The organism is Alcaligenes pakistanensis (assembly GCF_014652815.1).
In the GTDB taxonomy this organism is placed as follows: domain Bacteria; phylum Pseudomonadota; class Gammaproteobacteria; order Burkholderiales; family Burkholderiaceae_B; genus Alcaligenes; species Alcaligenes pakistanensis.
Genome location: NZ_BMZN01000002.1, coordinates 853,246 through 875,258, shown reverse-complemented (window position 1 = coordinate 875,258; position 22,013 = coordinate 853,246). Strand labels below are relative to the sequence as shown.

The 22,013-nt window shown below is 54.8% G+C and carries 19 protein-coding genes and 2 tRNA genes; 4 read left to right on the top strand and 17 right to left on the bottom strand.

The genetic code is table 11. The annotated features are described in order from the left end of the window. Positions 1-34: 34 nt before the first annotated feature. From nusA to scpB, 4 genes are all read right to left on the bottom strand, one after another. Positions 35-1,519, bottom strand: a complete 1,485-nt coding sequence (gene nusA / locus IE156_RS08920) for a transcription termination factor NusA (RefSeq protein ID WP_189392146.1) — start codon at positions 1,517-1,519, stop codon at positions 35-37. Further along, positions 1,516-2,007, bottom strand: coding sequence for a ribosome maturation factor RimP (gene rimP / locus IE156_RS08915; protein ID WP_189392145.1), 492 nt, complete (start codon positions 2,005-2,007; stop codon positions 1,516-1,518). The genes nusA and rimP overlap by 4 nt, the downstream gene beginning before the upstream one ends. Before the next feature lie 324 nt (positions 2,008-2,331). Continuing rightward, a complete protein-coding gene (gene rluB, locus IE156_RS08910) occupies positions 2,332-4,188 on the bottom strand; it encodes a 23S rRNA pseudouridine(2605) synthase RluB (protein WP_189392144.1) in 1,857 nt (618 codons plus the stop codon). 2 nt (positions 4,189-4,190) lie between these two features. After that, positions 4,191-5,141 (bottom strand): SMC-Scp complex subunit ScpB, encoded by a 951-nt coding sequence (gene scpB, locus IE156_RS08905; RefSeq protein ID WP_189392143.1) that lies wholly within the window; start codon positions 5,139-5,141, stop codon positions 4,191-4,193. A gap of 72 nt (positions 5,142-5,213) precedes the next feature. On the opposite strand from scpB, the gene IE156_RS08900 reads away from it, so the two are divergent. Continuing rightward, positions 5,214-5,290 (top strand) — tRNA-Met (locus IE156_RS08900). 834 nt (positions 5,291-6,124) lie between these two features. Then, positions 6,125-6,201: transfer RNA gene (locus IE156_RS08895), tRNA-Met, on the top strand. A gap of 257 nt (positions 6,202-6,458) precedes the next feature. Here the strand turns inward: IE156_RS08895 and IE156_RS08890 are convergent. After that, positions 6,459-7,421, bottom strand: a complete 963-nt coding sequence (locus tag IE156_RS08890; protein WP_189392142.1) for a hypothetical protein — start codon at positions 7,419-7,421, stop codon at positions 6,459-6,461. 139 nt (positions 7,422-7,560) lie between these two features. On the opposite strand from IE156_RS08890, the gene IE156_RS08885 reads away from it, so the two are divergent. After that, a complete protein-coding gene (locus tag IE156_RS08885; protein WP_189392141.1) occupies positions 7,561-8,703 on the top strand; it encodes a GNAT family N-acetyltransferase in 1,143 nt (380 codons plus the stop codon). A 4-nt stretch (positions 8,704-8,707) separates the two neighbouring features. Here IE156_RS08885 and phaR read toward each other — a convergent pair whose 3' ends face one another. The 5 genes from phaR to IE156_RS08860 form a co-directional block, all read right to left on the bottom strand. After that, positions 8,708-9,250, bottom strand: a complete 543-nt coding sequence (phaR, locus tag IE156_RS08880) for a polyhydroxyalkanoate synthesis repressor PhaR (protein ID WP_189392140.1) — start codon at positions 9,248-9,250, stop codon at positions 8,708-8,710. A gap of 59 nt (positions 9,251-9,309) precedes the next feature. Continuing rightward, on the bottom strand, positions 9,310-10,047 hold the full coding sequence (gene phbB / locus IE156_RS08875; protein ID WP_189392139.1) for an acetoacetyl-CoA reductase: 738 nt from the start codon (positions 10,045-10,047) through the stop codon (positions 9,310-9,312). 126 nt (positions 10,048-10,173) lie between these two features. Further along, complete coding sequence (locus IE156_RS08870) at positions 10,174-11,805, bottom strand: PHA/PHB synthase family protein (RefSeq protein WP_189392138.1); 1,632 nt, start codon at positions 11,803-11,805, stop codon at positions 10,174-10,176. Positions 11,806-11,947: 142 nt separating this feature from the next. Then, positions 11,948-12,715, bottom strand: a complete 768-nt coding sequence (pgeF, locus tag IE156_RS08865) for a peptidoglycan editing factor PgeF (RefSeq protein ID WP_189392137.1) — start codon at positions 12,713-12,715, stop codon at positions 11,948-11,950. Then, the gene (locus IE156_RS08860) at positions 12,697-13,662 is read right to left on the bottom strand and encodes an RluA family pseudouridine synthase (RefSeq protein ID WP_189392136.1); all 966 of its coding nucleotides are present in this window, start codon (positions 13,660-13,662) and stop codon (positions 12,697-12,699) included. The genes pgeF and IE156_RS08860 overlap by 19 nt, the downstream gene beginning before the upstream one ends. A 95-nt stretch (positions 13,663-13,757) precedes the next feature. Here IE156_RS08860 and IE156_RS08855 point away from each other — a divergent pair, with 95 nt between their 5' ends. Further along, on the top strand, positions 13,758-14,555 hold the full coding sequence (locus IE156_RS08855; RefSeq protein WP_189392266.1) for an outer membrane protein assembly factor BamD: 798 nt from the start codon (positions 13,758-13,760) through the stop codon (positions 14,553-14,555). Between the two features lie 281 nt (positions 14,556-14,836). Here IE156_RS08855 and IE156_RS08850 read toward each other — a convergent pair whose 3' ends face one another. The 7 genes from IE156_RS08850 to IE156_RS08820 form a co-directional block, all read right to left on the bottom strand. Continuing rightward, on the bottom strand, positions 14,837-15,517 hold the full coding sequence (locus IE156_RS08850; RefSeq protein ID WP_189392135.1) for a TetR/AcrR family transcriptional regulator: 681 nt from the start codon (positions 15,515-15,517) through the stop codon (positions 14,837-14,839). A gap of 50 nt (positions 15,518-15,567) precedes the next feature. Further along, a complete protein-coding gene (locus IE156_RS08845; RefSeq protein WP_189392134.1) occupies positions 15,568-16,863 on the bottom strand; it encodes a TRAP transporter large permease in 1,296 nt (431 codons plus the stop codon). Positions 16,864-16,865: 2 nt separating this feature from the next. Then, positions 16,866-17,372 (bottom strand): TRAP transporter small permease, encoded by a 507-nt coding sequence (locus tag IE156_RS08840; protein WP_189392133.1) that lies wholly within the window; start codon positions 17,370-17,372, stop codon positions 16,866-16,868. Between the two features lie 20 nt (positions 17,373-17,392). Then, a complete protein-coding gene (gene dctP, locus IE156_RS08835; RefSeq protein ID WP_189392132.1) occupies positions 17,393-18,385 on the bottom strand; it encodes a TRAP transporter substrate-binding protein DctP in 993 nt (330 codons plus the stop codon). Between the two features lie 48 nt (positions 18,386-18,433). Beyond that, the gene (locus IE156_RS08830) at positions 18,434-19,759 is read right to left on the bottom strand and encodes an NAD(P)/FAD-dependent oxidoreductase (RefSeq protein ID WP_189392131.1); all 1,326 of its coding nucleotides are present in this window, start codon (positions 19,757-19,759) and stop codon (positions 18,434-18,436) included. Then, positions 19,756-20,121, bottom strand: coding sequence for a EutQ-related cupin domain-containing protein (locus IE156_RS08825; protein WP_229841139.1), 366 nt, complete (start codon positions 20,119-20,121; stop codon positions 19,756-19,758). Before IE156_RS08825 ends, IE156_RS08830 begins: the two co-directional genes overlap by 4 nt. Positions 20,122-20,385: 264 nt before the next feature. Continuing rightward, positions 20,386-21,867, bottom strand: coding sequence for a SulP family inorganic anion transporter (locus tag IE156_RS08820; protein WP_189392264.1), 1,482 nt, complete (start codon positions 21,865-21,867; stop codon positions 20,386-20,388). Positions 21,868-22,013 lie beyond the last annotated feature (146 nt).

The following is a 22,013-nucleotide window of genomic DNA, read 5'->3' as shown; positions in this document are numbered from 1 at the left end:
AATGAATACAACGCGCTGGACCTAGCTAGACATATTAGGCCTCGTCGTCAAACCAGTGGGCACGGGCACGCATGATCAGGTCGCTGGCTTCTTCTTGTGCCAGGCCGGTCATCTCGGACAGTTCGTCCGTTGCCAGTTCCGCTAGTTCATCCAGCGTTGTAATCTCGTTTTCGGCCAACACGGCGATCAGCTCAGGCGTAATGCCTTCGATTCCAGCCAGTTCTTTGACCGCAGTCTGTACCAATTCTTCCTTGGCAATAGCCTCGCTCAGCAGTGCATTACGGGCGCGGGCACGCAGCTCGTTGACGGTTTCTTCGTCAAAGGCTTCGATGTCCTGCAATTCCTGCATAGGCACATAAGCGATTTCTTCCAGACCGGTAAATCCTTCGTCGATCAGAATATCGGCCACGGCTTCGTCCACATCCAGACGGGACATGAAGGTAGCGCGCAATTCTTCGCGCTCTTCGTCCTGACGGTTGCGGCTTTCTTCCGGTGTCATGATGTTGATCTGCCAGCCGGTCAACTCCGATGCCAGACGCACGTTCTGACCACGCGAACCAATCGCCTTGGGCAGGTTTTCTTCGTCTACCACCACGTCCATGGCGTGCTTGTCTTCGTCCACCAAAATGGACTCAACGTGCGCAGGAGCCAAGGCACCGATGACGAATTCGGCGGGGTCATCCGCCCACAACACGATATCGACCTGTTCGCCGCCCAGCTCGTTACGCACTGCAGTAACGCGCGAACCACGCATACCCACGCAAGTACCGATAGGATCGATACGCTTGTCGTAAGCGATAACGGCGATCTTGGCGCGCACACCCGCATCACGGGCAGCTGCCTTGATTTCCAGCAGACCCTGTTCGATTTCAGGTACTTCGTTCTCGAACAGTTCTTTAATAAAGTCAGGAGCAGTACGCGACAAGATGACCTGTTGGCCACGAGCGGCGTAATCCACTTTCTGTACCCAGGCACGCACGCGGTCACCCACGCGAATGTTTTCCTTGGGGATCATTTCCGAACGAGGCAAACGGGCTTCGATCTTGCCCATTTCAATAATGGCGTCGCCCTTGTCCATGCGTTTGACCGTACCCGAAACAATGGTTTCCCCACGTTCCAGGAAGTCGTTCAGGACTTGCTCGCGCTCGGCATCACGAATTTTCTGCAGAATGGCCTGTTTGGCCGCCTGGGCACCGATACGGCCGAACTCGATAGGCTCGAGCGGCTCTTCGATGTAATCGTCCACTTGCAGCTCGGGATCGATTTCCTGGGCGTCCGACAACATTTCCTGCTTATCGGGCTCTTGCAGGCCGGCCTCGTCGGGCACAACCAGCCAGCGACGAAAACCTTCATGGTCGCCAGTTTCCCTGTCGATTTCCACACGGATATCGACGTCTTCTTTGAAGCGCTTTTTCATGGCCGAGGCCAGGGCGCTCTCGAGCGCGGTGAACACGACATCACGCGCTACAGATTTTTCACGCGCCAGCGCATCGACCAGCAATAGAATTTCGCGACTCATCGCTTCTTACCCTTGAAATCAAGAACGGGATCCAATTTGGCACGATCCACCTGGTCATAGGTGAATTCGACCTGCGTCAGCTTGCCCGATGCTTCGTCCAGTTCCAGCCTAAAAACGGTATCCAGAGGAACGCTAGCCGGCAGCACTCCTTCAGGAGCGTGGAGCGTACCCACAAACATTTTCCGATTGTCGACTGCCTCATGCAGGCGCACCTGCACCTGATTGCCCGCAAAACGCACGTAATCGCCAATGCGCATCAAGGGGCGATCTACCCCCGGCGAGGTCACTTCCATACGGCTGTAGTCCACGTTTTCCACTTCGAAAACGCGCGATAATTGTTTAGACACCCATTCACAGTGTTCGATACGCACCCCTTCCGGGTGGTCGATGACGATGCGTAACAAGCCTAGCGGCGCACGCTCCACGTCCACCAGTTCGTACTCGGTACCCGCCAGGGTCTCTTGTGCCAAAGCTAGAATGTCTGCCATAAAATCCAAAAAAAATGGGCTGTACGCCAGCCCATGGTCACCATGCTCACTTGAGGGTCAAGCGTGCCCTGGTCTTGCGCATTGCCAACGTTCAAAGCGGTGTAGTTGCAGGCGCAACCGAACCGGATGATCCAAGCGGCCTTTATTGTAAAAGACCGCAGTATTCGCTGGCGCGCAGCATCAAAAAAGACCCAGCGGACACCAACGTCTCTGAGCCAAGTTCTATATTCTACCAGAAAACCGGAAAATACGTGCATTCACACGGCTTTACAGGCCCAAACCGCAGGGTTCAGGCCACAAACTTAAAGTCCGTGCGACTTGGCTTTAACGGCGCCCACGCCCCAGGTGGGACTCATGGGCTGCAGAGCCTGCAGGTTGCCAGTCATCGTCACGACGACTGGTGCGGCGCACCACGGTGGTTTTCTTGACTTGCGCCCTGGGAGCTTGTCCAGCACCACTACGGTCGGCACCGCTTCGGCGCGCGGATGGACCACGCCCTTCCTGAACACCCCGGCCCTGAGCCCCACGAGGCTGATCACCCCGAACCTGATCGCCTCGCGCAGGACGACGGCCGTTATGAACACGCGCCCCTTCTTGTGCCCGGCCTTCTTGTACCCGGCCTTCCTGAGAGCGGCCTTCCGCAAAACGCCCCTCCGAAGAACGACCCCGCTGCTGACCACGGTTTTCCTGACCAGCACGCGGCGCACCACGTCCGTGGGCACTTCGCTCACGACCACCATGCTCACGGTTACCGTGCTCGCGACGGCCCCCATCCGGATGACCATTCGCCAGGCCACCGCTAATAAACAAAGCACCGCTGACCGACTCGTTAACCCGCACATTATTTGAAGAGCGTCCACGACCACTGGCTACTCGACCACCACGCCCCATGCGAGCACCGCTCAGGCCATTGTGCTCCAAGGTACCAAAACCGGGCGGCAAAGCGCTGTCGTGCGACAAAGGCTGACGCTCGCGACGTTGATTCGATCCTTCGTCATCCGATTCTTTGACTAAGCCCAGGCGCAGCATAAAAGCCATGACCAAATCGCCGTCCAGCTCTTCCCAACGACCGCGACGCAGGCTCTTGGGCAGGCCGACATCACCAAAACGGGTACGAATCAGACGACTGACCGTAACGCCCATGGCCTCGAACATGCGACGCACTTCGCGGTTACGGCCTTCATGAATAGTGACGCGATACCAGCGGTTGCTGCCTTCGCCACCCAAAAACTCGATTGCGCCAAACTTGGCAATACCGTCTTCCAGCTGTACGCCATCACGCAAAGACTGCATTTGCTCTTCGCTCAGCTCACCCAGCACACGAACTGCGTATTCACGCTCAGCACCATAACGAGGGTGCATCATGCGATTGGCAATATCACCCGAGGTGGTGAAAATCAGCAAACCTTCGGTATTCAAATCCAGACGGCCAACGGATAGCCATTTGCCCACTTTCAGGACAGGCAGACGACCAAAAACCGTAGCACGGCCTTCTGGATCATCATGCGTCACAATTTCGCCAGCCGGCTTGTGATACAGAATCACACGCGGAGGACGCTTGGCGTTGGCGCGGTTGACCAACTGACCATTGATACGCACTTTGTCTTCGGCGTTAACGCGTTGACCAATATGAGCAGGCTCACCATTAACAGACACTCGGCCCGCTACGATCAACTCTTCCATATCGCGGCGCGAGCCAATACCGGCCTCTGCCAACACTTTGTGCAATTTAGGCTGCACCAACTCGCTGCCCATGTATTTACCTAGGCGCTGCGACAGGCGGCCTTGCTTATCCAGATGGCTGAACGCAATATCGTCATCCCCTTCCAGAACCACAATCGGCGCATCATCAGCAGGATTACTGGGGCGAGGAGTATGAGCGGAGCGCTTGTGAGCACCACCTTGCGCGCTCGGACGACGACCAGCAGGAGCAGAAGAAGACGCGGGCTTGCGGCGATTGTTTTGAGGGCGCGCAGGTCTAGCCTTGGCTTCGCCCGGCGCTGCAGACTGAGCCTGCTCGCCTTGCTGGCGGGGTGCGGACTCTTGCACCGCATCGCCACGGCGACGTCGAAACGGGGTGCGCAGTTTACGACCCTGGCCTTTAGCGCGTGGGTTTTTAGAATCCGCCGCGCCTGAGGCGTCCGGCATAGGGGCTGTGTTCGTCTCGTGCGAATCAGTCATTTTTAATCATTTACTCCAGAGTTTTTTATTTCTTTCGGTCCCTGATCTTCTGCGAGGCCAGCCGCAGCCTGGGCCTCATCCAAAGGGTCCGGTGTCGTATTCACTTCAGCTTGTTCGGTTTGTTGCAATTCCGCCACGGGAACTGCCTCAAGAAAATCATCCTGACTGCTTTGTTCGGGCTCTAGCTCGGGTTCAGCGTCTTGCTCAAACCCTGACTCAAGCCCTGCAATGGAGGCCTGCTCCGGCTCCACGCTTACTACCAAAGCAGCACCCTGCTCTGCTTCTTGTTCTATTTGTGGCTCAGCATTCAACTGAGCGTCTGACTGCGCATCTTGCTCAACGCCTTGCTTTACCTCGTCTGCTTGCTCGGTACCTTGCCCCTGCTCTTTAAGCAAAACGGTTTGCTCATCGGACAAGGAGGCCAACATATCCAGGGAATCCAAGGTTTCCACCGAAGGCAACTCGTCCAGCGAGCGCAAGCCCAGATCGTTCAGAAACTGACGCGTCGTCCCCAACAAGGCAGGACGCCCTGGCGCATCGCGGTACCCCAGCACTTCGATCCAGCCCCTATCTTCCAGGGTGCGCACAATTTGAGTCGATACGCTGACACCACGTATGTCCTCAATATCTCCACGGGTAACGGGCTGCCGCCAAGCAATAATTGCCAAGGTTTCCAGCACGGCCCGCGAATACTTGGGCGCGCGCTCCAGACTGAGGCGGGATAAAAATACCTGCATGGCCGGGCGGCTTTGAAAACGCCAGCCCGACGCAACCTGAACCAACTCCAGGCCACGCTCTTTCCAATCCAATTGCAAAATAGCCAGATAGCGGCGCAGATCATCCGCGCTCAGCGGCGGAGAGACGAACATCTTGCGCAACTCGGCGCTGTTCATGGGCTGCTGTGCACACAGCAAAGCCGTCTCCAAGACTCGGATTATTTCACTTTCAGTCACTGCTGGGAAGCCTCATTAACTCTCAACACTTGCATCAATCAAAAATTCCATGCTATTATTTAATTCTTCCGGCGCGGGGTGGAGCAGCATGGTAGCTCGTCGGGCTCATAACCCGAAGGTCGTAGGTTCAAATCCTGCCCCCGCAACCAGTACCCGGAACTGCTTAGCAGAATCAAAACAGCCAGCCAATGCGTGCTGGCTTTTTTGTTGCCCGCCGCTTTGGTTTTCAATAAAGCTCGCGGCGCGACAGGCAAACTTGCAGGCCTTAAGCACCAGGGCGGCAAACAAAGCACACACAAGGCTCATAAAAGCAGCCACCGCCGAAACCACAGCAAACACCACCGCTGTCATCAGCGCAAACACCCCACCACACAACAGGCGCAAAACGCGCACGACAACACCGCCTTGGCTCAAGCCAGAACAGGCAGCACTAAAAACAATTAAAAAATTTGTGTAAGCACACATGCTGATGATGAGTATGTCCGCAAGCCCTATTGGGCTGGATTTGAATTGGCGCTCGGAATTCAAGAACGCGAAAACAGCACAGCAACATTTGGGGCAATAACTGATCGGGGCAATACAGGTCTACATTGTCAAATGCCAACATCAAGGCATCAAAAGACCACAGCATGGGCCATCGATTGCCTAAACCTGAAGCAAAGCCAGAAACAGAGAAATTCTTTTTTGCCGGGACATCCCGCCTAGTAGGGGAGCCGACTGCTATCACAGCTAGATGCCAGCCATTAAGGGCTGGTCGCTATACAGGGAGCCGCTTGCGCGTTTGAGCTTTTAGAAATGCCAGTCCGGCTGAACCTGTAAGCACAGTCCTTATTACACCATTGCGACCAACAAGACGCAAGAAAATTGAAAGACCGTTTTATCCCGCTATAGACCACCCACCAAAACAAGAACACGAATATTAATGAAATAAACCCGCCACACTATGTACATAATCGAAAAACGTGTTATAGTTACTTTTCTGACGCGGGGTGGAGCAGCATGGTAGCTCGTCGGGCTCATAACCCGAAGGTCGTAGGTTCAAATCCTGCCCCCGCAACCAAATTTAAAAAACCGTCGCTTATGCGGCGGTTTTTTTTCGTCCTGCTTCAGCTACTCGTCTTATCGACCCTGCTGCTCGCGATACATTGGGCGCTAATACGCTAGAAGAACGCCCCCACACTGCATCGACCAAACCGTGGTATCAGGCGTGCTAAGTACGGGGCAGTTCGGTGTCTATACTGAACAGCCCCGCCTTATTAATAGCCAAAGTCCAAACAGCACCACCAGATCAGAAAGGCCTACAGCGCCTGGGGCGGGCTAATGCGATGCGACTGCCTTACGAAGGCTGAGCAAACGCAAGCCATCACGCAGCTGATCGCGCAGCCAGATATAGGTAGAGGGAACTTGCCCTGTCGCGTACCGGGCTTGCAGGCTCAGGCCAGACATCAATTTACGCGCTTGATCCACAGACATTCCAGACTCCAGGAGTGCCGCCGACCACGGCGGATCCATCTTGATATCCAGCGCCAAACGCCCATCAGGTGCAGGTAGTTGAGCAATAAATGCCAGCAAGGCATCGCGACTGCCTCTATCCGCGACCGAGTCAGGCATAAGCTGCACCGCAGTGCGCGCTGCCAGCAAGGCCTTCTCAATACCGGGGCGCGGGTCCTCGTACATACTCATATTCATGACCAATGCGGGCATGACCATAGATTGGAACAGGTTTTGATTATCCAGGTACAGACTCAGGCTTTTAAGCTGCGCCTGCTCAAGCTCGTCCACGCCCAATCCACGCCCTGCTGCTGATTCAATTTCAAACTGCGCCTGAATACGAAGTTCACGCAGGCTCTGGCTACGCAGCCGGGCCTGCTCCAGATACAACTGTGCCGAGGCCGAATCCCACTTGTACTTAAGGGAAAAATCCATCGGCTTGGCTTGCAGACGCATCACGTAATCCTGCCCTGGCAGCAGACCTGTCAGAACATAAATACCGCTTACCGTCAGCTCCATAGACTGAGGGATTTCTTGCTGATCAGAAAATGCTGCTAAGCCCTCATCACGCAAAACCAGTTCGTCAAAGGCCAACAGCATCGACGAAGCACCTGTCGACCATTGTGCGTTTTGAACTCGACAAGCCCCATCCTGATCTTGCATCTGCAGTTCAGCTCCCGATTGCGACTGCAAAGCGACATAATTACGCAAATACTCACAAGCAGGACCCGCTTGTGCCGAACCCGCCAACACCATCGCAGCACCCAGCGCCAAAGCAATTTTCTTCATGAATTCCTCTTCTTGGGCAAGCGCTGGCAACAATGCCAAACAAGCCTTCCCTTTGCATGAAACGCTGGCTAGTATACAAAGCCGCCAGGGCCTCTGCCCTGCCCCTGTTTCAAGATAGGCTTTCGACGTCCCCATTACCATGGTCAGCACTGAACCGATCCAATTCTCACTCTGCACACAACTGAATCAGCTGGACGCTGCACTCTGGGACGCGCTATCTGGCCATCACCTGTTGCTCAGCCATGCTTTTTTGACATCGTTGGACGAAACCGCTTGTGCCACCCCGAACACAGGCTGGTCACCACATTATCTATTAATGCATCGTGGACCAACGCTGTGTGGCGCCGTACCGCTGTATCTGAAGCACCATTCTCGGGGGGAGTACGTGTTTGACCAAGGCTGGGCCCAGGCCTATCAGCGTCACGGCCTGGACTATTACCCCAAGCTTTTGTCTGCTATCCCTTTTACGCCTGTCAGCGGCCCGCGTCTTCTGGCTCGCACCCAAGAAGATCGAGTTCTGCTGGCCCAGCAACTCATTGAACTGACGCGGAACAATCAGCTATCGTCTGTGCATGTACTATTCCCGAATGCAGACGACAGGCAAGCTCTGGAGCAGGCAGGCTTCATGATTCGCCATGATGTGCAATTTCATTGGCAGAACCAGGACTACGCCAGCTACGAGGACTTTCTAGCTTCCCTGACCCAACAAAAACGCAAAAAATTGCGGCAGGACAGCCGCAAGGTCTACGAGCAGGGCCTGTCCTTTGAACACAAACAGGGAAAGGACATTAGCGAACAGGATCTGGATTATTTTTACCTGTGCTACGCCAACACCTATCAGGAGCGTGGACAACACCCTTATCTGAATCGGGATTTCTTTGCACGCCTGCACGCTCAATTGCCAAAATCTCTGGTGCTGATTCTGGCGCGGCAACATGGGCAAGACGTAGCCTGTGCCCTTTCGCTACGGGATGGGCACACGCTTTATGGACGTTACTGGGGCTGTACTAACTACGTGCCTGGCCTGCATTTCGAGACCTGCTACAACCAAGCGATTCAGTTCTGCATTGCGCAGCAACTGCGTTTTTTTGAAGGTGGCGCTCAAGGGGAACACAAGCTTTCGCGTGGCTTGTTGCCGACCCCCACCTGCTCCGCACACTGGATTGCCGACCCGCGCTTTGCTCATGCAATTGAAGAGTTCCTGCATGAAGAAGCGGGCCATGTGGCCCGCTACCAAGAAACGCTAAGCAGCCATACCCCGTTTAAAACGCTGGCAGGCTAAAAAATCAGTCCTTCTTGTCTTTACCAGGTGGCACAAAGGGAAAGACCGAGAACATTTGCCGGGTTTGATCCTGCATCTGGTCCTGCATTTGCACGAACAGGTTTTTACTCTGATCGATATAGCTGTTCATAACAGTCTGCATAACTGGCGCCTGTACGCTCATGAACTGCGCCCAGGCCTCGGGGCCAAACTGGGCTCCGTACACGCCTTTGGACTGTTCGGTCATGCGCTCCTGGATTTCCATGAAAGCCTGGATATTCTTTTCCAAATACGAGCCCATTACCCCCTGCATGGCATTGCCATAGAAGCGGATGATCTGCATCAGCACCGGGGTCGAGAACATGGGAATCCCCCCACTTTCTTCCTCAAGAATGATCTGCAAAAGAATAGTGCGCGTCAGGTCCTCGCCGCTTTTAGCATCGACGACCGCGAACTCCTCTCCTGACAGCACCAGCTGCTTGACATCAACCATGGTGATGTAAGCGCTGGCCTGCGTGTCGTACAAGCGACGATTGGGGTATTTCTTGATGAGTCGAGGGGATCCCATGCTGGTGCTTACTTCCTAATCAAAAAATCACAAACAAACAAAATGCACAGTCATAAGCCTTAGCTCATGTGCAGGCCGCCGTTCAAGGAGAAATCTGCGCCAGTGGCAAAACCGGAATCCGCCGACGCCAACCAGGCCACCATAGAGCCAATTTCATCTGGCGTACCCAAACGGCCCACCGGGATGGTGGCTACGATCTTCTCCAGAACATCGGGGCGAATCGCACGCACCATGTCCGTACCAATATAACCGGGGGAAATAGTATTAACCGTCACCCCTTTATTGGCAACCTCTTGGGCCAAGGCCATGGTGAAGCCATGAATGCCGGCTTTGGCGGTGGAGTAGTTGGTTTGACCAAACTGCCCTTTTTGCCCATTTACCGAGCTGATGTTGACGATGCGGCCCCACTGACGTTCCACCATGCCATCAATAACCTGCTTGGTCACGTTAAACAGGCTATTCAAGTTGGTATCGATAACCGTACGCCAATCTTCCTGGCTCATCTTACGGAACGTACCATCACGTGTAATCCCCGCATTGTTGACCAGCACATCGACCTGACCAAAATCGGCAAAGACCTTTTTAAAGGTTTCAACAGTCGAATCCCAATCGGCTACATTGCCTACCGAGGCATGAAATGTATAGCCCAGCTCAGCCTGCTCGCCCAACCACTTTTGGAAATCACGGTTGGGGCCACAACCGGCAATAACGGTAAAACCGTCCTTGGCCAGACGCTGACAAATAACTGTCCCTATCCCTCCCATACCACCAGTTACGTAAGCTATTTTGCTGCTCATAGACATCTCCTGAAAGGGGTGACAAAGCTTGAAATCCCGACGCCGGCCTGGGCCAGATACACGACCGACGTCGAGATAATGAAAGCAGGCTAAGTGACCTGCTTCCGAAACCTGAAAATTGAAGTATTAACTGGCGCGCACTTTTACATAGCTGCCGGGTGCCTCTTCCAACACCGGATACTGGGCATGGCCCAAGCGGCGTTTGGCTCGGCGACGCGAACCGGACAAGGGCGCCAGCCACGCAATCCAATCCGACCACCAGCTACCGGGAACAGACTGCGCCCGTTCCATGTATTGCTGAGCATCCAGTGTCGACACCGGCTCACCATCCTGCAGCACCCAATAATTACGGCGCTGCTTGGCCGGTGGATTGATCACGCCGGCAATATGCCCAGACGCCCCCAGCACAAACCGATGCTGGGCCGCGGGCAACGCCTGCAAGGAGGCGTAGGCCGACTGCCAGGGCACGATATGGTCTTCTTTGGAGCCATACAGATACACAGGCAAATCAAGCTGCCTTAGATCCGCACGGTGAGCGCCTACCGGTACCCCGCCGTCCTGAATCAGGCGATTTTCCAGATACGTATTACGCAAGTACCAGGTAAAGAACGGACCGGGCAAATGAGTGCCGTCGGAATTCCAATACAGCAAGTCAAACGCAGCCGGTTTTTTACCCTGCAAATAATTGCTGTTGACGTAATTCCAGACCAGCTCTGCTGGCCGTAGAAAGGAAAATGTACTGGCCAGTTCGCGGGCATTGAGCAAACCACCCTGCCCCAACTGCCACTCGCGATACGCAACCTGCGCCTCGTCGATGAACACATTGAGCATCCCCACGTCGGTGAAGTCCAACATGGTGGTCAGCAAGGTCATAGAAGCGGCTGGGTCCTGACCCTTATTGCGCGCCAGAGCCAAGGCACTGGCCAGCAAGGTGCCGCCAATACAAAAGCCCAGCGTATTGATTTTTTCCTGGCCGGACAGCTCCTGGCTGACGCGAACCGCCTCCAGCACGCCCTGCTCCAGATAATCCTGCCAGCCCAGAGCCTGAATATGCTTGGCATCGTCAGGCTGAGGATTGCGCCAGGACATCAGATACACCGTCAGCCCCTGATCCAGGGCATGGCGCACAAAAGAGTTCTCGGGTTGCAAGTCCAGAATGTAGAACTTGTTAATGCAGGGGGGCACGATCAACAATGGCACCGCATGCACCATCGTGGTGGTGGGTGCGTATTGGATCAGCTGAAAAATATCGTTCTGGAACACAACAGCACCCGAGGTGGTGCCCACGTTGTGTCCCAGCTGAAACTGGCTTTCATCCGTTTGCGTCAGCCGCCCCTTTTGCCAATCGTCCATAAAATTGGACATGCCTTCCAGCACGGATTGGCCGCCCGTATCCATCATGGTCTGCAAGGCCTGGGGGTTGAGCATCAGATAATTGCTGGGCGACATCGCTTCAGCCCACTGCATCATGGAGAAACCCAGACGCTCGCGCTGCGCCGTTTCCAGCTCCATCAGGCCCAGCATTTCGTTCATGGCCTGAACGCTAAGCTGCCAGATATGGGCATTGAACAAGGCGGTGGGATTGCTCTGCCAGGCAGCATCGGCAAAACGGCGATCCTGTGGGGGAGGCAAGGCGCCGCGTTGGGCCTGGTCCCACAGGTCTTGCCACTGCTGCATGTAACGAGCCTGAAGTTCAGCACAGCGGGTGGCATCAATCGGTTTGCCAAAACCTTGAAAAGCACGGTTGTTACTCGACATCTGCCACCTGTAAACGAATTGCAAATACGCTTAGAGCATGACGTTCGTAACAAAACCAGTCAATTGGGGTAATTAATTAGGCTGACACGCCAATAGACAATATTAAGGATTTCTTATCGTACTTAAGGCGATCAAAAAACCGTTAAACCGGATTCAAGCGGGCAATGGTGGCCTGTCGCCCCGTCAAGGGCGAGCGACGATAGGAATAAAACAGGTCGTCCTGTTTAAACGTACACAAGCCACTTAAGTGCACGGTCATTTTTCCGGGACACAATTGTTCCAAGCGCTGACGGGCAATGCCGGGCAAATCCGCCTGCCATTTTCCAGGGCGCTGTCCGGGAATAAAAAAACTCGCTAATTCAGGCCCTTTAGAAACATAGGCGTCAAAAACTTCCTGCCCTACTTCAAAATAGTCCTGGCTGATCGCAGGCCCAATCCAGGCTTGCCAGGACTGCGCCTGGGGGCAACGTGTCGCCATCGCTTGCCAGGTGCGCTCCAGAACACCCGCTTGCAGCCCACGCCAACCGGCATGGGCCACACCCAGAATCTGGGCTTGTCCATCCCAGATCACAACCGGCAGGCAGTCGGCCGTCAGAATAGCCAGCGTACGATCCCGGCGAGTGGTGATCGCGGCATCAAATTCTCGCGGCGCAGGGGGCAGGATCTCCTGGTCTGCATCCAGCAAATCCGTACCGTGCACCTGTGCCAGCCAGACAGGGTCTGATCCTAGAAACGTCGCTAGCCGCTGACGGTTATCCTGAACCCGCGCCGGATCATCACCCGTATTCAGCCCCAGATTCAGGCTGGTCCGCTCGTCCTGGCTAACGCCGCCTGCACGAGTCGTACAAAAATAAAGCAGCCCCGCTTGTTCGGGGCCGCTAATGGTAGGGATCAGCTTTGAGTGTGCCATTCGATCGTCTCTACAACAGACTGGTAATCAGACGGTGGCGCGGCCGAGAAGCGACGACGCTCGCCCGTATCGGGGTCCTCGAACTCCAAGACATGAGCATGCAGCATTTGACGCTGGGCTCCTGCCAGTACCCGGCCCCCATATAAGGTGTCGGCCAGCAGCGGGTGCTTGATCGAGCTTAAATGGACGCGAATCTGGTGCGTGCGCCCCGTCTCCAGGCGACAAGCCACTTCGGTAATGGACTCTTCACCCACGTAACCCTGACGCAACATCTGATAATGGGTCAGTGCTGGTTTGGGGGCCACAGACTGCCCGGCACTCATACGCACCGGCACACGCAGATCACGCCCGATAGGAGCATCTACCGAGCCCTGTCCCGGCAAGACACCATGGACCAAGGCCAGATACTGACGTCCCATGCTACGCTCTTGCAGTTGTCGGACAAAGTGGGTTTGTGCAACTTCCGTGCGGGCGATAACCAGCAGGCCGGAGGTGTCTTTGTCCAGCCGGTGTACAACACCGGCACGAGGCACTTGGCGCAAAGTGGGGAAGCGAAACAGCAAACCATTCAGCAAGGTGCCGCGCCAGTTACCCGCACCGGGGTGCGTGACCAGACCCACGGGCTTGTTGACGACCAGCCAGGAATCGCTTTGGGCCACAATCTCAAAGTCCACGTCATCGGGCTCGAAAGCCATGTCTTCGGGGGCTTGTTGCTCCCAGACCAGCACCGTATCACCGGGGTAAACCGTGTGCTTGACCTTGACGGCCTGGCCGTTGACCAGAACATGCCCGCTCTCGACCCAGGACTGTAGACGGCTGCGCGAATGCTGCGGCAGCAAACGCGCTAAGGTCTTGTCCAGACGGTCAGGAGACGCAGTGATGGGAAGGATAAAACGCAGTGCGTCGGAAGAAACAACACTATCTTTTTCAGTATCTGTGTCAGGCATGGCGACAAATCATATAATTGAGCAGCAATGCTAACACCAAGGACGCTTTTGTGACTCGCCTGAACCTGAACTTGCCACGTATTCGTGGTACCAAGCTGGCCCAAGTAGCCGCATTAATGCTGGCCGCCACTTTGCTTGCTGGCTGCGGCACTACCAAAAAAGAAGTTGATCCAACCTCAGGTTGGACAGCCGAACGCTTGTATAAAGACGCCCGCGAAGAAATGTCCGCTGGCAACTGGAAAGATGCGCGTGCCCGTCTGGAAGCCGTCGAGTCCCGCTATCCCTTTGGCACCTTCGCACAGCAATCGCTGATCGACCAAGCCTACATCAACTGGAAAGACGAAGAGCCTGCCAAAGCCCTGGCCGCTATTGATCGTTTTCAGAAACAATACCCCAGCCACCCCGGTACCGACTATATGTTGTACCTGAAAGGGCTGATTTCCTTTACGCCTCCTAGCGCGGCCCTGTCCAACATTACCCAACAGGACCCCAGCGAGCGTGACCCCAAAGGCCTGCGCGAATCCTACGAAGCCTTTAACGATCTGCTGCAACGCTACCCCAATAGCCGTTACGCTCCCGATGCGGCCAAGCGTCTGACCTGGCTGGTCAGCACCATTGCCCAGAACGAGGTCCACGTGGCCGAGTACTACTACAAGCGTGGTGCTTATGTGGCAGCGGTTAACCGTGCACAGACCGTGATTACCGACTTCAAGGGTGTACCTATTGCCGAGCGTGCTCTGTACTTGATGTATCTGTCTTACGACAAAATGGGTCAAACCGAGCTGCGCGACACCACCAAACGCGTGATGGATCAAAACTTCCCTGATTCGGTTTACTTCAAGGAAGGTCTGGATACCAAGGTGAACTACTGGAACCCGATTAACTGGTTCTAAACCTTGACGCAGACGTCCCTGCACACATAGGGACTGCTTGTGTCATAGCGTAGTCCCAAAAAAGGGCCGAATTCCATACAGGATTCGGCCCTTTTAATTTTGCTGGCATCTACGAAATGATCCTTGCCTGTTCGTTCTGCCCTGCCCTGCAGAGTGGGCTTGTATGCAAGCCTAGCTCACACCACTCCTCTCTTTAGGCTAGCTTGCGGGTAAATAAGACTCCAGCCGCCTTGTGCCGTCTAAGCAGATCCCACTGCCATAAACCCCAGGGCATCTTAGTATCACCCCGCTTTCTCGGCATTGTCCTTTTGCACGCTATACATACGCTCTGCAAATGCCTTGGCCTTGGCCGGGTCCAAAGGCTGACCACCCAGAATCCTCATGGTGTCATCCAGATACACCATCCGATCTTGCAGCTCTTCCTGTAAACCGATCAGGTAATAGCCGATCTGACAAAAATAGGTTGTCCGGGCTCGCGTTTGAGCCTCTATCTTTTCAACACCCATGCGTTGAAAGAAACTGGACAGGGCGTTCATACAAGCTTTATCAGCACGAGCTACAGCCAAACGCACCCGTTCGGAGCGTCGGGACCAATCACGCATGGCCATATCAAGGCCGGGTTCAAACCGTGAGACATCCAGCCAGGTGGAAAATAAGGACAACATGCCATCTTGCAAATTGTCCACGTTCTCCAAGGCCAGCATGGTGGAGCGCATATTCTTTTGCTCCCAGAAACCGACCAGCCCATCCAGCAGATCGTCCCTGTCCTTGAAGTGCCAATAAAAACTGCCTCGCGTCACAGCCATGACCTGGGCCAGGCGGGTAATGCGCACCGCCTCCACCCCTTCCTGCATAAACAGGCGGATGGCGGCTTCCAGCCAATCCGCCCGCGTCAAATGCACGTTTGGTTCGGACAGTGCCCCAGCTCGGGCCACGCTTTCAATCAGTTCCTTATCGCTCATATCACCTGCTTGTAGAGTCGCTTTAGTCGCCAAAGTATACCGGCGCTCCTCTATAACAGGCCCAGCATTCGTGGAAACGCCAAAGACACAGCGGGCACGAAGGTGGTGATTAATTGAATCGGGATAGCCACAAAGACAATCATGGCAATGGCAGGACCAAAGGAGCGATGGACCGCCACTTTACTGATGCGGCAAGACATATACAGCACAGGTGCCATCGGTGGGCTGTTAGAACCCACAATGACTGCACAAGCCACGATGGCGGCAAACTGAACCGGGCTCACATCGGCCACGCCAACCAGAGGCAGAAGCAAAGGAGCGACCACAACCGTCAGCGATACGTCATCAATAATCATGCCCACCAGAATCAGGAAGACATTAACCATCAAAAGAATGCCGATGGGGCTGTCAACCAGACCAGTCACAAAAGCCGTCAAATCCTGTGGCACTCCCTGGGCGACCAAAATGCGGCCTATCAGGAAGGAAAACAGCAGAATCAAAATAACGGTGCCGGTGGTCTCTGCCGTACGTACGAAGCTGTCGCACAATTTGCGCACAGTCAGTTCACGGTATACAAAACAACCAATGCCAATCACCAGCACGACCGCCACGGCCGCGGCCTCAGTAGGTGTGAACACGCCCCCATAAATCCCGCCCAGAATCAAGGCAGGAATACACAGAGCTGGCACGGCATAGAGCAAGGTCTTGAGCGAAGAACGGCGGGTTTGCTCATCTACGGCTTGAGCAGGCAGCTCCTTGAACCAGCGCCCTGCCACCACGTAATTGAACAACGTCAGGCCGATCATCAAAAGCAGGCCTGGTCCAATGGTGGCCGCAAAACAAGCCACGACTGATTGCTGCGTCACCACCGCAAACAAGATCATGGTGATGGATGGCGGAATCAGAATGCCCAGCAAAGAGGAAATCCCCAGCAAGGCTGCCGAGTACTCACGCGGGTAGCCACGCTGCTCCATGGGATCGACCAGAATCGTTCCAATAGACGCCACAGCTGCCGACGCGGTACCTGAAATCGCTCCGAACACCCCCGAGGCCAAGACCATGCTGGCCCCCATGCCACCTCGACGATTCTTGACCAACAGCTCGGCAAAGCCCACCAAACGGTGAGCAATGCCACCTGCCTGCATCAAGTAGCCCGCCATGATGAACAAAGGCAAGGCCAGCAACACCAGGGAGTTCAAAGAACGAAAACCCTGCAGCATCAAGGTATTCAAGTTGACGTCATACACCAGCGTCAACATCAGCAGCGTACCGGCAAACGACCAGGCGACCGGCACCCCAACACCCAAGAGGAGTAAAAGCAGGAGAACAGAAAATCCAGCATGCATAATCAATGGCCTCCACGGCGCAAGGCCATCAAAGACTGATAAACATCGCGCAAGGCATACAACAGGCTACCCGCCGCATTCAAGCCAATGGCCGCCTGAGGAACCCAAACGGGAATCCCCAGTTCTGGCATAGTGGTCGAGAAACGGGAGCCCCACATGAACATACGCAAGGTCCAGTAGGCGAAGGCCAGCACAATCACCAGTACCAACACCGAGACACAAAAACGGTGGATGGCACGGGCTCGCGGCGTCTGCAAACGATGCGCCAGATAATCCACCACCAAATGCTGACGCGACTGGCTGGCAATCAAGGCCCCCGTCATGTACAGCCAAATAGCCGCCACCATGACGATGGTATGCACACCTGTCGCAGGCCAGTTCAGGTAATAACGGGCCGCCACTACATAGGCCAGACCCGCCGCCACCACAATGCTGGACACAATGGCCAGGCATTCCAGCGCGATCAAGGCAGGTCCGCGTCTAATCGAGATGTCCTCACTCACATTCATACTCCCTTGATCCAAGGTGCTCACTGGAGAGCCGAGGCATTTTTCTCGATATGGGCCATGATGCTGTCACCGACTTCAGAGCGCATCGATGGCCAGACCTTGCCGCGAACATGCGTGCCCAGCGCGGCCAGTTGGTCCTTGTCGAGCTCGATATAGTGTTTGCCCAAGGCTTTCCACTTCTCAACAATGGCGTCATCCGCTACTTGAGCCTTGGCAAACTGCTCTTGCATGATGCTGATGGCCGAGGCCTGAACCACTTCCTGCTGCTCGGGCTTCAAGGCGTTCCAGGCTTCCAGATTCATGGAAAGCACGCCAGTAATGAACTGCTGCTTGCTGCGCACGTAGTAATCCAGCGTGTCGCGGAAGTACTCGTAGTCGTAATAAATGACGTTGGCTGCGTCACCATCAACCACGCCGGTTTGAATAGAGGTAAAGACTTCGCCCCAATCAATGGCTGCAGTCTGATAGCCCATGGCCTGCACCGACTGCTGCATCATGGAGATCGGCGGGACACGCACCTTGATGTTTTTGGCGCCCTCCACCGTCATGGCGTGTTTGCCTTTCGTCGCCACCCCATTAAAGCCCTCAGGCCAGGCCCCAAAAAACTTCAGACCATTTTCCTTGTACACACCGTCCAGCGTTTCGTTAAGCCAGCCACCGGCTTGGTAGGCTGCCAGCGCTTGTTCCCAAGTGGTGAACATATAGGGCGTGTAGATCACCGCAATACGCTTGTCGTAGGACGTCATGGGCCAGTTCAGCATCAACTGCACATCACCAGCGACGTGTTGGTCAAACACCTCTTCCTGACCACCCAGCTGGTTCTGATAAAACACCCGTGGCGACAAGGCACCTTGCGTGCCCTCTTTAATCAGAGCAGCCCATTTCTCGATAGCGTCGCCACTAGGCGAGCCCTGCGCCCCCGAGTCTGTAGCGATACGCATGGTTTGTGCGGACACCGTGGCCGCGCTCAGGCTGAACATCACCGTCAGCAAAGTCTTGCTCAAAAGCGTCATAACTCCTCCTGGGTATTTCTTTTAAATTTATTGTTCAAACTTCAGATATCAGGCTTCCGCCCTGTGCCGCCACAATTCCCAAGCCAAACGAGCCCGGACACCAACATCTAGAAACGGACGCGGTGGCAAGGCATCGGGCTGCCCCAAAGCCTGCATGTCTGCAATCAAAGGATTGTCCACACCGCAAGCCATGTCGGCCACCAACATGCCGGAGATCGTGCCTTTAGTCAGGCCCACGCCGTTCTGACACACAGCCGAATAAATATTAGGAGCAAGCTGCCCAAAGCCCGGCGAGCCATTACGAGACAGGCAGATAAAGCCAGTCCAAGTGTGCTCCATTTCCACGTTTTTCAAGTTCGGGAAACGCTCGTCAAACAAGGTTTTGTGCTCAAGACGGACACGACGACGGCTTTCATCATCGCTGCGCAGATTAGGGGCGTAAGTCATGTGCTGACGGATCAAAATACGCTGATCATTGGTGCGCCGCATGGTGATACCCACAAAAGCATTGGCAGGCGTCAAACCCCAGCTGGCTACACCACCCAGCTCACGTTGCTCGCTTTCCGTCAGACAGCGGGTCAAGCTGGCATGGGCCGCCATTGGCATCAACTTACCGCTGTAAAAACCGAATTGCTCCGCAAACACGTTTACGGCCAGGATCATCTTGCCCGCATGCACTTTGCCACCGGGTGTTTCCAGCGTGACACCATCACCTTGCTGTAAAGACAACACCGGCGTTTTTTCATAGACAGTGACATTGGCAGGCATATTGTCAGCCAAACCGCGCGACAGACCCGCCGGGTTCAGCAAGACCGTGCCGGGGGTGTAAATGCCTGCGCGGAAATGCTTGAACCCCAACTTGTCGTGCAAAGCCTTGCTATCGAGCCATTCATGTGGCTCTTTCAAGGACTCCAGCACCTGAAGCGTGGGCTTCAAAGTCGTGCGTACACCTTCCTCGGAAACGGCGGCATGGAATTTCCCGATGGGGCTCCAGTCACACTCAATGCCGTAACGCTCGACCTGGGTTCTCAGATAAGCAATCGCTGTACGCGCCAGACGTACATGCGAGCGGGCAGCATCCAGCTCGCCCATGGAACTACCCACGTTATGAGGGCTATCAATCGCAAAGCCCGAGTTCCGGCCTTGAGCGCCCTCGCCCACCTGATCAGCCTCCAGCACCACGATGCTGTCTTCGGGACGGTTTTCTGCCAGACGACGGGCGGCCGCTAAACCGGCTAGACCGCCGCCCACGATCACCCAATCCGCCTGTATGTCATTAGTCAACGCAGGCTTGGGAGTACGGGGGCTTAACAGCTGACTCCACCCATTGGTCTTGTCGTTCTCGGGCAGCCGCGTGATTTTCCTGATGCTCATGCCGCCGTCCGTGCGCTGGCCCAGTTGCTGGGATGCAGACAGTAATGGATCAGGGCGGACTCAGCTTCATAAATCAAAGGAGTACCAGCAGGCAGCCAAATGCAGTCCAGCGGTCCTGCCTGCAACACACCTTGCGGGGTATGGATCTTGATACTGCCCTCCATCACCGTGACCACCTCGTCATACAACACGGTCCATTCAATCCGCGCATTGCTCAGACGGGCATAACCGGCACTTAGCGGCGTACCATCCTGCTCGCCCACAATCTCCGCCAGCTGTGCCATCTCCGGCTTTTCTTCTCGGGGCTGGAACGCCAAATCACCAAAACGCATCACCCGCGGCAAAGTCTTTTCTGTCGTCATTAGGATCACCAAACACAAGTGGTTTTAGAACATACATATCTGTATGTTGTGATGGTAATGAGCTTGATTTGGAGCGTCAATGACTTGAAGGATGGGGATTACCCTGCGTTGGGCTAAGGTTTTGGTTTAAACCTGAATTATTATTTTTAAGAAACTAAGGCTGCTAGGAGACTGAAATCGTGGGCTTAAGTCGTCTCAGCCAACAGCGAACCTCTGCCAATTCATGAAAGGAAAAGCCGGAGCATCCAGCCCCGGCCCTTCTACTTAATGAGGGCTCACAGGATTCGTGCCGTCGCTATTAGGGTAACGAGCAAACTGTTCCACCATCATCGTGCTACTGGCGTCCAGGCCCAGTACGTCAACATAAGCACCACCCCGTCGCAGCTTCAGCACAACCCGATCCAGCGCCGCAACCGAGCTTAAGTCCCAAAATCGCGTCTGGCTCACATCAATGCAGATACGAGCCACTCGCTCCTGGTAGTCGAATTTCGCAACAAAGCTCTCCGCAGAGGCAAAAAACACTTGCCCGAAAACGACGTAGGTGCGGGTCTGCTTATCTTGGCTAAGGCTTGAACTAACATGCAAAATACGCCGCACCTTGTGTGCGAAGAACACCCCGGAGAACAAAACACCTGTCAGCACACCCTTGGCCAAATCGTGTGTAGCCACCGTGACCACCACCGTTGCCAGCATGACAACGCTGGATGTTTTGGGGTGAATCACCAGGTCTTTGATCGAACGCCAATTAAATGTGCTGATAGAAACCATCACCATCACAGCGACCAGGGCAGCCATAGGTATCTGCTTCACCCATTCTCCCAGGAAGACAACCAGTATTAACAGCACAACACCCGCCGTTAAGGTCGACAGTCGGCCCCGGCCACCTGATTTCACATTGATCACTGACTGACCAATCATGGCGCAACCTGCCATCCCGCCCACAAAACCCGTGGCGATATTGGCCATACCTTGACCAACACACTCTCTGTCTTTGTTGCTCGTGGTGTCGGTCATATCGTCCACGATAGTGGCCGTCATCAAGGACTCCAACAGGCCCACGACACATAAGGTGGCAGAGTAAGGAAAAATAATTTGCACGGTCTCCCACGTCCAGGGAACCTGCGGAATCAAAAAACTGGGCAGACTGTCAGGCAAAGCCCCCATATCACCGACGGTACGGATATCCAGCTCAAAAACCATATAAACAATACTTAAGACAACAATCGCCACCAACGGCGAAGGCACCGCCCTGGTGATATAAGGCAACCCATAAATGATGACCAGCCCCGCTGCAGTCATGGCATAGACAGGCCAAGTGACATTCGTTAACTCGGGCAATTGGGCCATAAAAATCAAGATTGCCAAGGCGTTGACAAAGCCAGTGATGACCGACCGGGAGACAAACTGCATAAGCTGCCCAAGGCGTAAAAAGCCAGCCAGCATTTGCAGCCCTCCTGCAAGAATGGTCGCCGCCAAGAGATAGTCGAGCCCATGCTCCTTCACCAGCGTCACCATCACTAAGGCCATCGCCCCGGTGGCTGCCGAAATCATGCCGGGTCGCCCACCTACAAAGGCAATAAGCGTCGCGATAGAGAAAGAGGCATACAGACCAACTTTGGGATCAACACCGGCAATAATGGAAAACGCGATCGCTTCAGGGATGAGTGCCAAGGCCACCACCAGGCCAGCCAGCAAATCACCCCGAACATTGGAGAACCACTCCGTTCTCATTTTTTCAATAAACATAAACACCGCCCTTAGCGAAGAAGGGATAGACGCGCTCACAGCATCCTGCTCGATAATCCAAGGCAAGACATGCAAGGCAAATAGGAGTAAGCCCATAGCTGCAAACAGCTATAGGCCAATCAAAATGGGGGGGTGCAAGAAAAGAG

Coding starts and splice junctions, on each gene's coding strand:
- nusA (WP_189392146.1), bottom strand. CDS start 1,519: ATGAGTCGCGAAATTCTATTGCTGGTCGATGCGCTGGCGCGTGAAAAA.
- rimP (WP_189392145.1), bottom strand. CDS start 2,007: ATGGCAGACATTCTAGCTTTGGCACAAGAGACCCTGGCGGGTACCGAG.
- rluB (WP_189392144.1), bottom strand. CDS start 4,188: ATGACTGATTCGCACGAGACGAACACAGCCCCTATGCCGGACGCCTCA.
- IE156_RS08890 (WP_189392142.1), bottom strand. CDS start 7,421: ATGAAGAAAATTGCTTTGGCGCTGGGTGCTGCGATGGTGTTGGCGGGT.
- IE156_RS08885 (WP_189392141.1), top strand. CDS start 7,561: ATGGTCAGCACTGAACCGATCCAATTCTCACTCTGCACACAACTGAAT.
- phaR (WP_189392140.1), bottom strand. CDS start 9,250: ATGGGATCCCCTCGACTCATCAAGAAATACCCCAATCGTCGCTTGTAC.
- phbB (WP_189392139.1), bottom strand. CDS start 10,047: ATGAGCAGCAAAATAGCTTACGTAACTGGTGGTATGGGAGGGATAGGG.
- IE156_RS08870 (WP_189392138.1), bottom strand. CDS start 11,805: ATGTCGAGTAACAACCGTGCTTTTCAAGGTTTTGGCAAACCGATTGAT.
- pgeF (WP_189392137.1), bottom strand. CDS start 12,715: ATGGCACACTCAAAGCTGATCCCTACCATTAGCGGCCCCGAACAAGCG.
- IE156_RS08860 (WP_189392136.1), bottom strand. CDS start 13,662: ATGCCTGACACAGATACTGAAAAAGATAGTGTTGTTTCTTCCGACGCA.
- IE156_RS08850 (WP_189392135.1), bottom strand. CDS start 15,517: ATGAGCGATAAGGAACTGATTGAAAGCGTGGCCCGAGCTGGGGCACTG.
- IE156_RS08845 (WP_189392134.1), bottom strand. CDS start 16,863: ATGCATGCTGGATTTTCTGTTCTCCTGCTTTTACTCCTCTTGGGTGTT.
- IE156_RS08840 (WP_189392133.1), bottom strand. CDS start 17,372: ATGAATGTGAGTGAGGACATCTCGATTAGACGCGGACCTGCCTTGATC.
- dctP (WP_189392132.1), bottom strand. CDS start 18,385: ATGACGCTTTTGAGCAAGACTTTGCTGACGGTGATGTTCAGCCTGAGC.
- IE156_RS08830 (WP_189392131.1), bottom strand. CDS start 19,759: ATGAGCATCAGGAAAATCACGCGGCTGCCCGAGAACGACAAGACCAAT.
- IE156_RS08825 (WP_229841139.1), bottom strand. CDS start 20,121: ATGACGACAGAAAAGACTTTGCCGCGGGTGATGCGTTTTGGTGATTTG.
- IE156_RS08820 (WP_189392264.1), bottom strand. CDS start 21,867: ATGTTTATTGAAAAAATGAGAACGGAGTGGTTCTCCAATGTTCGGGGT.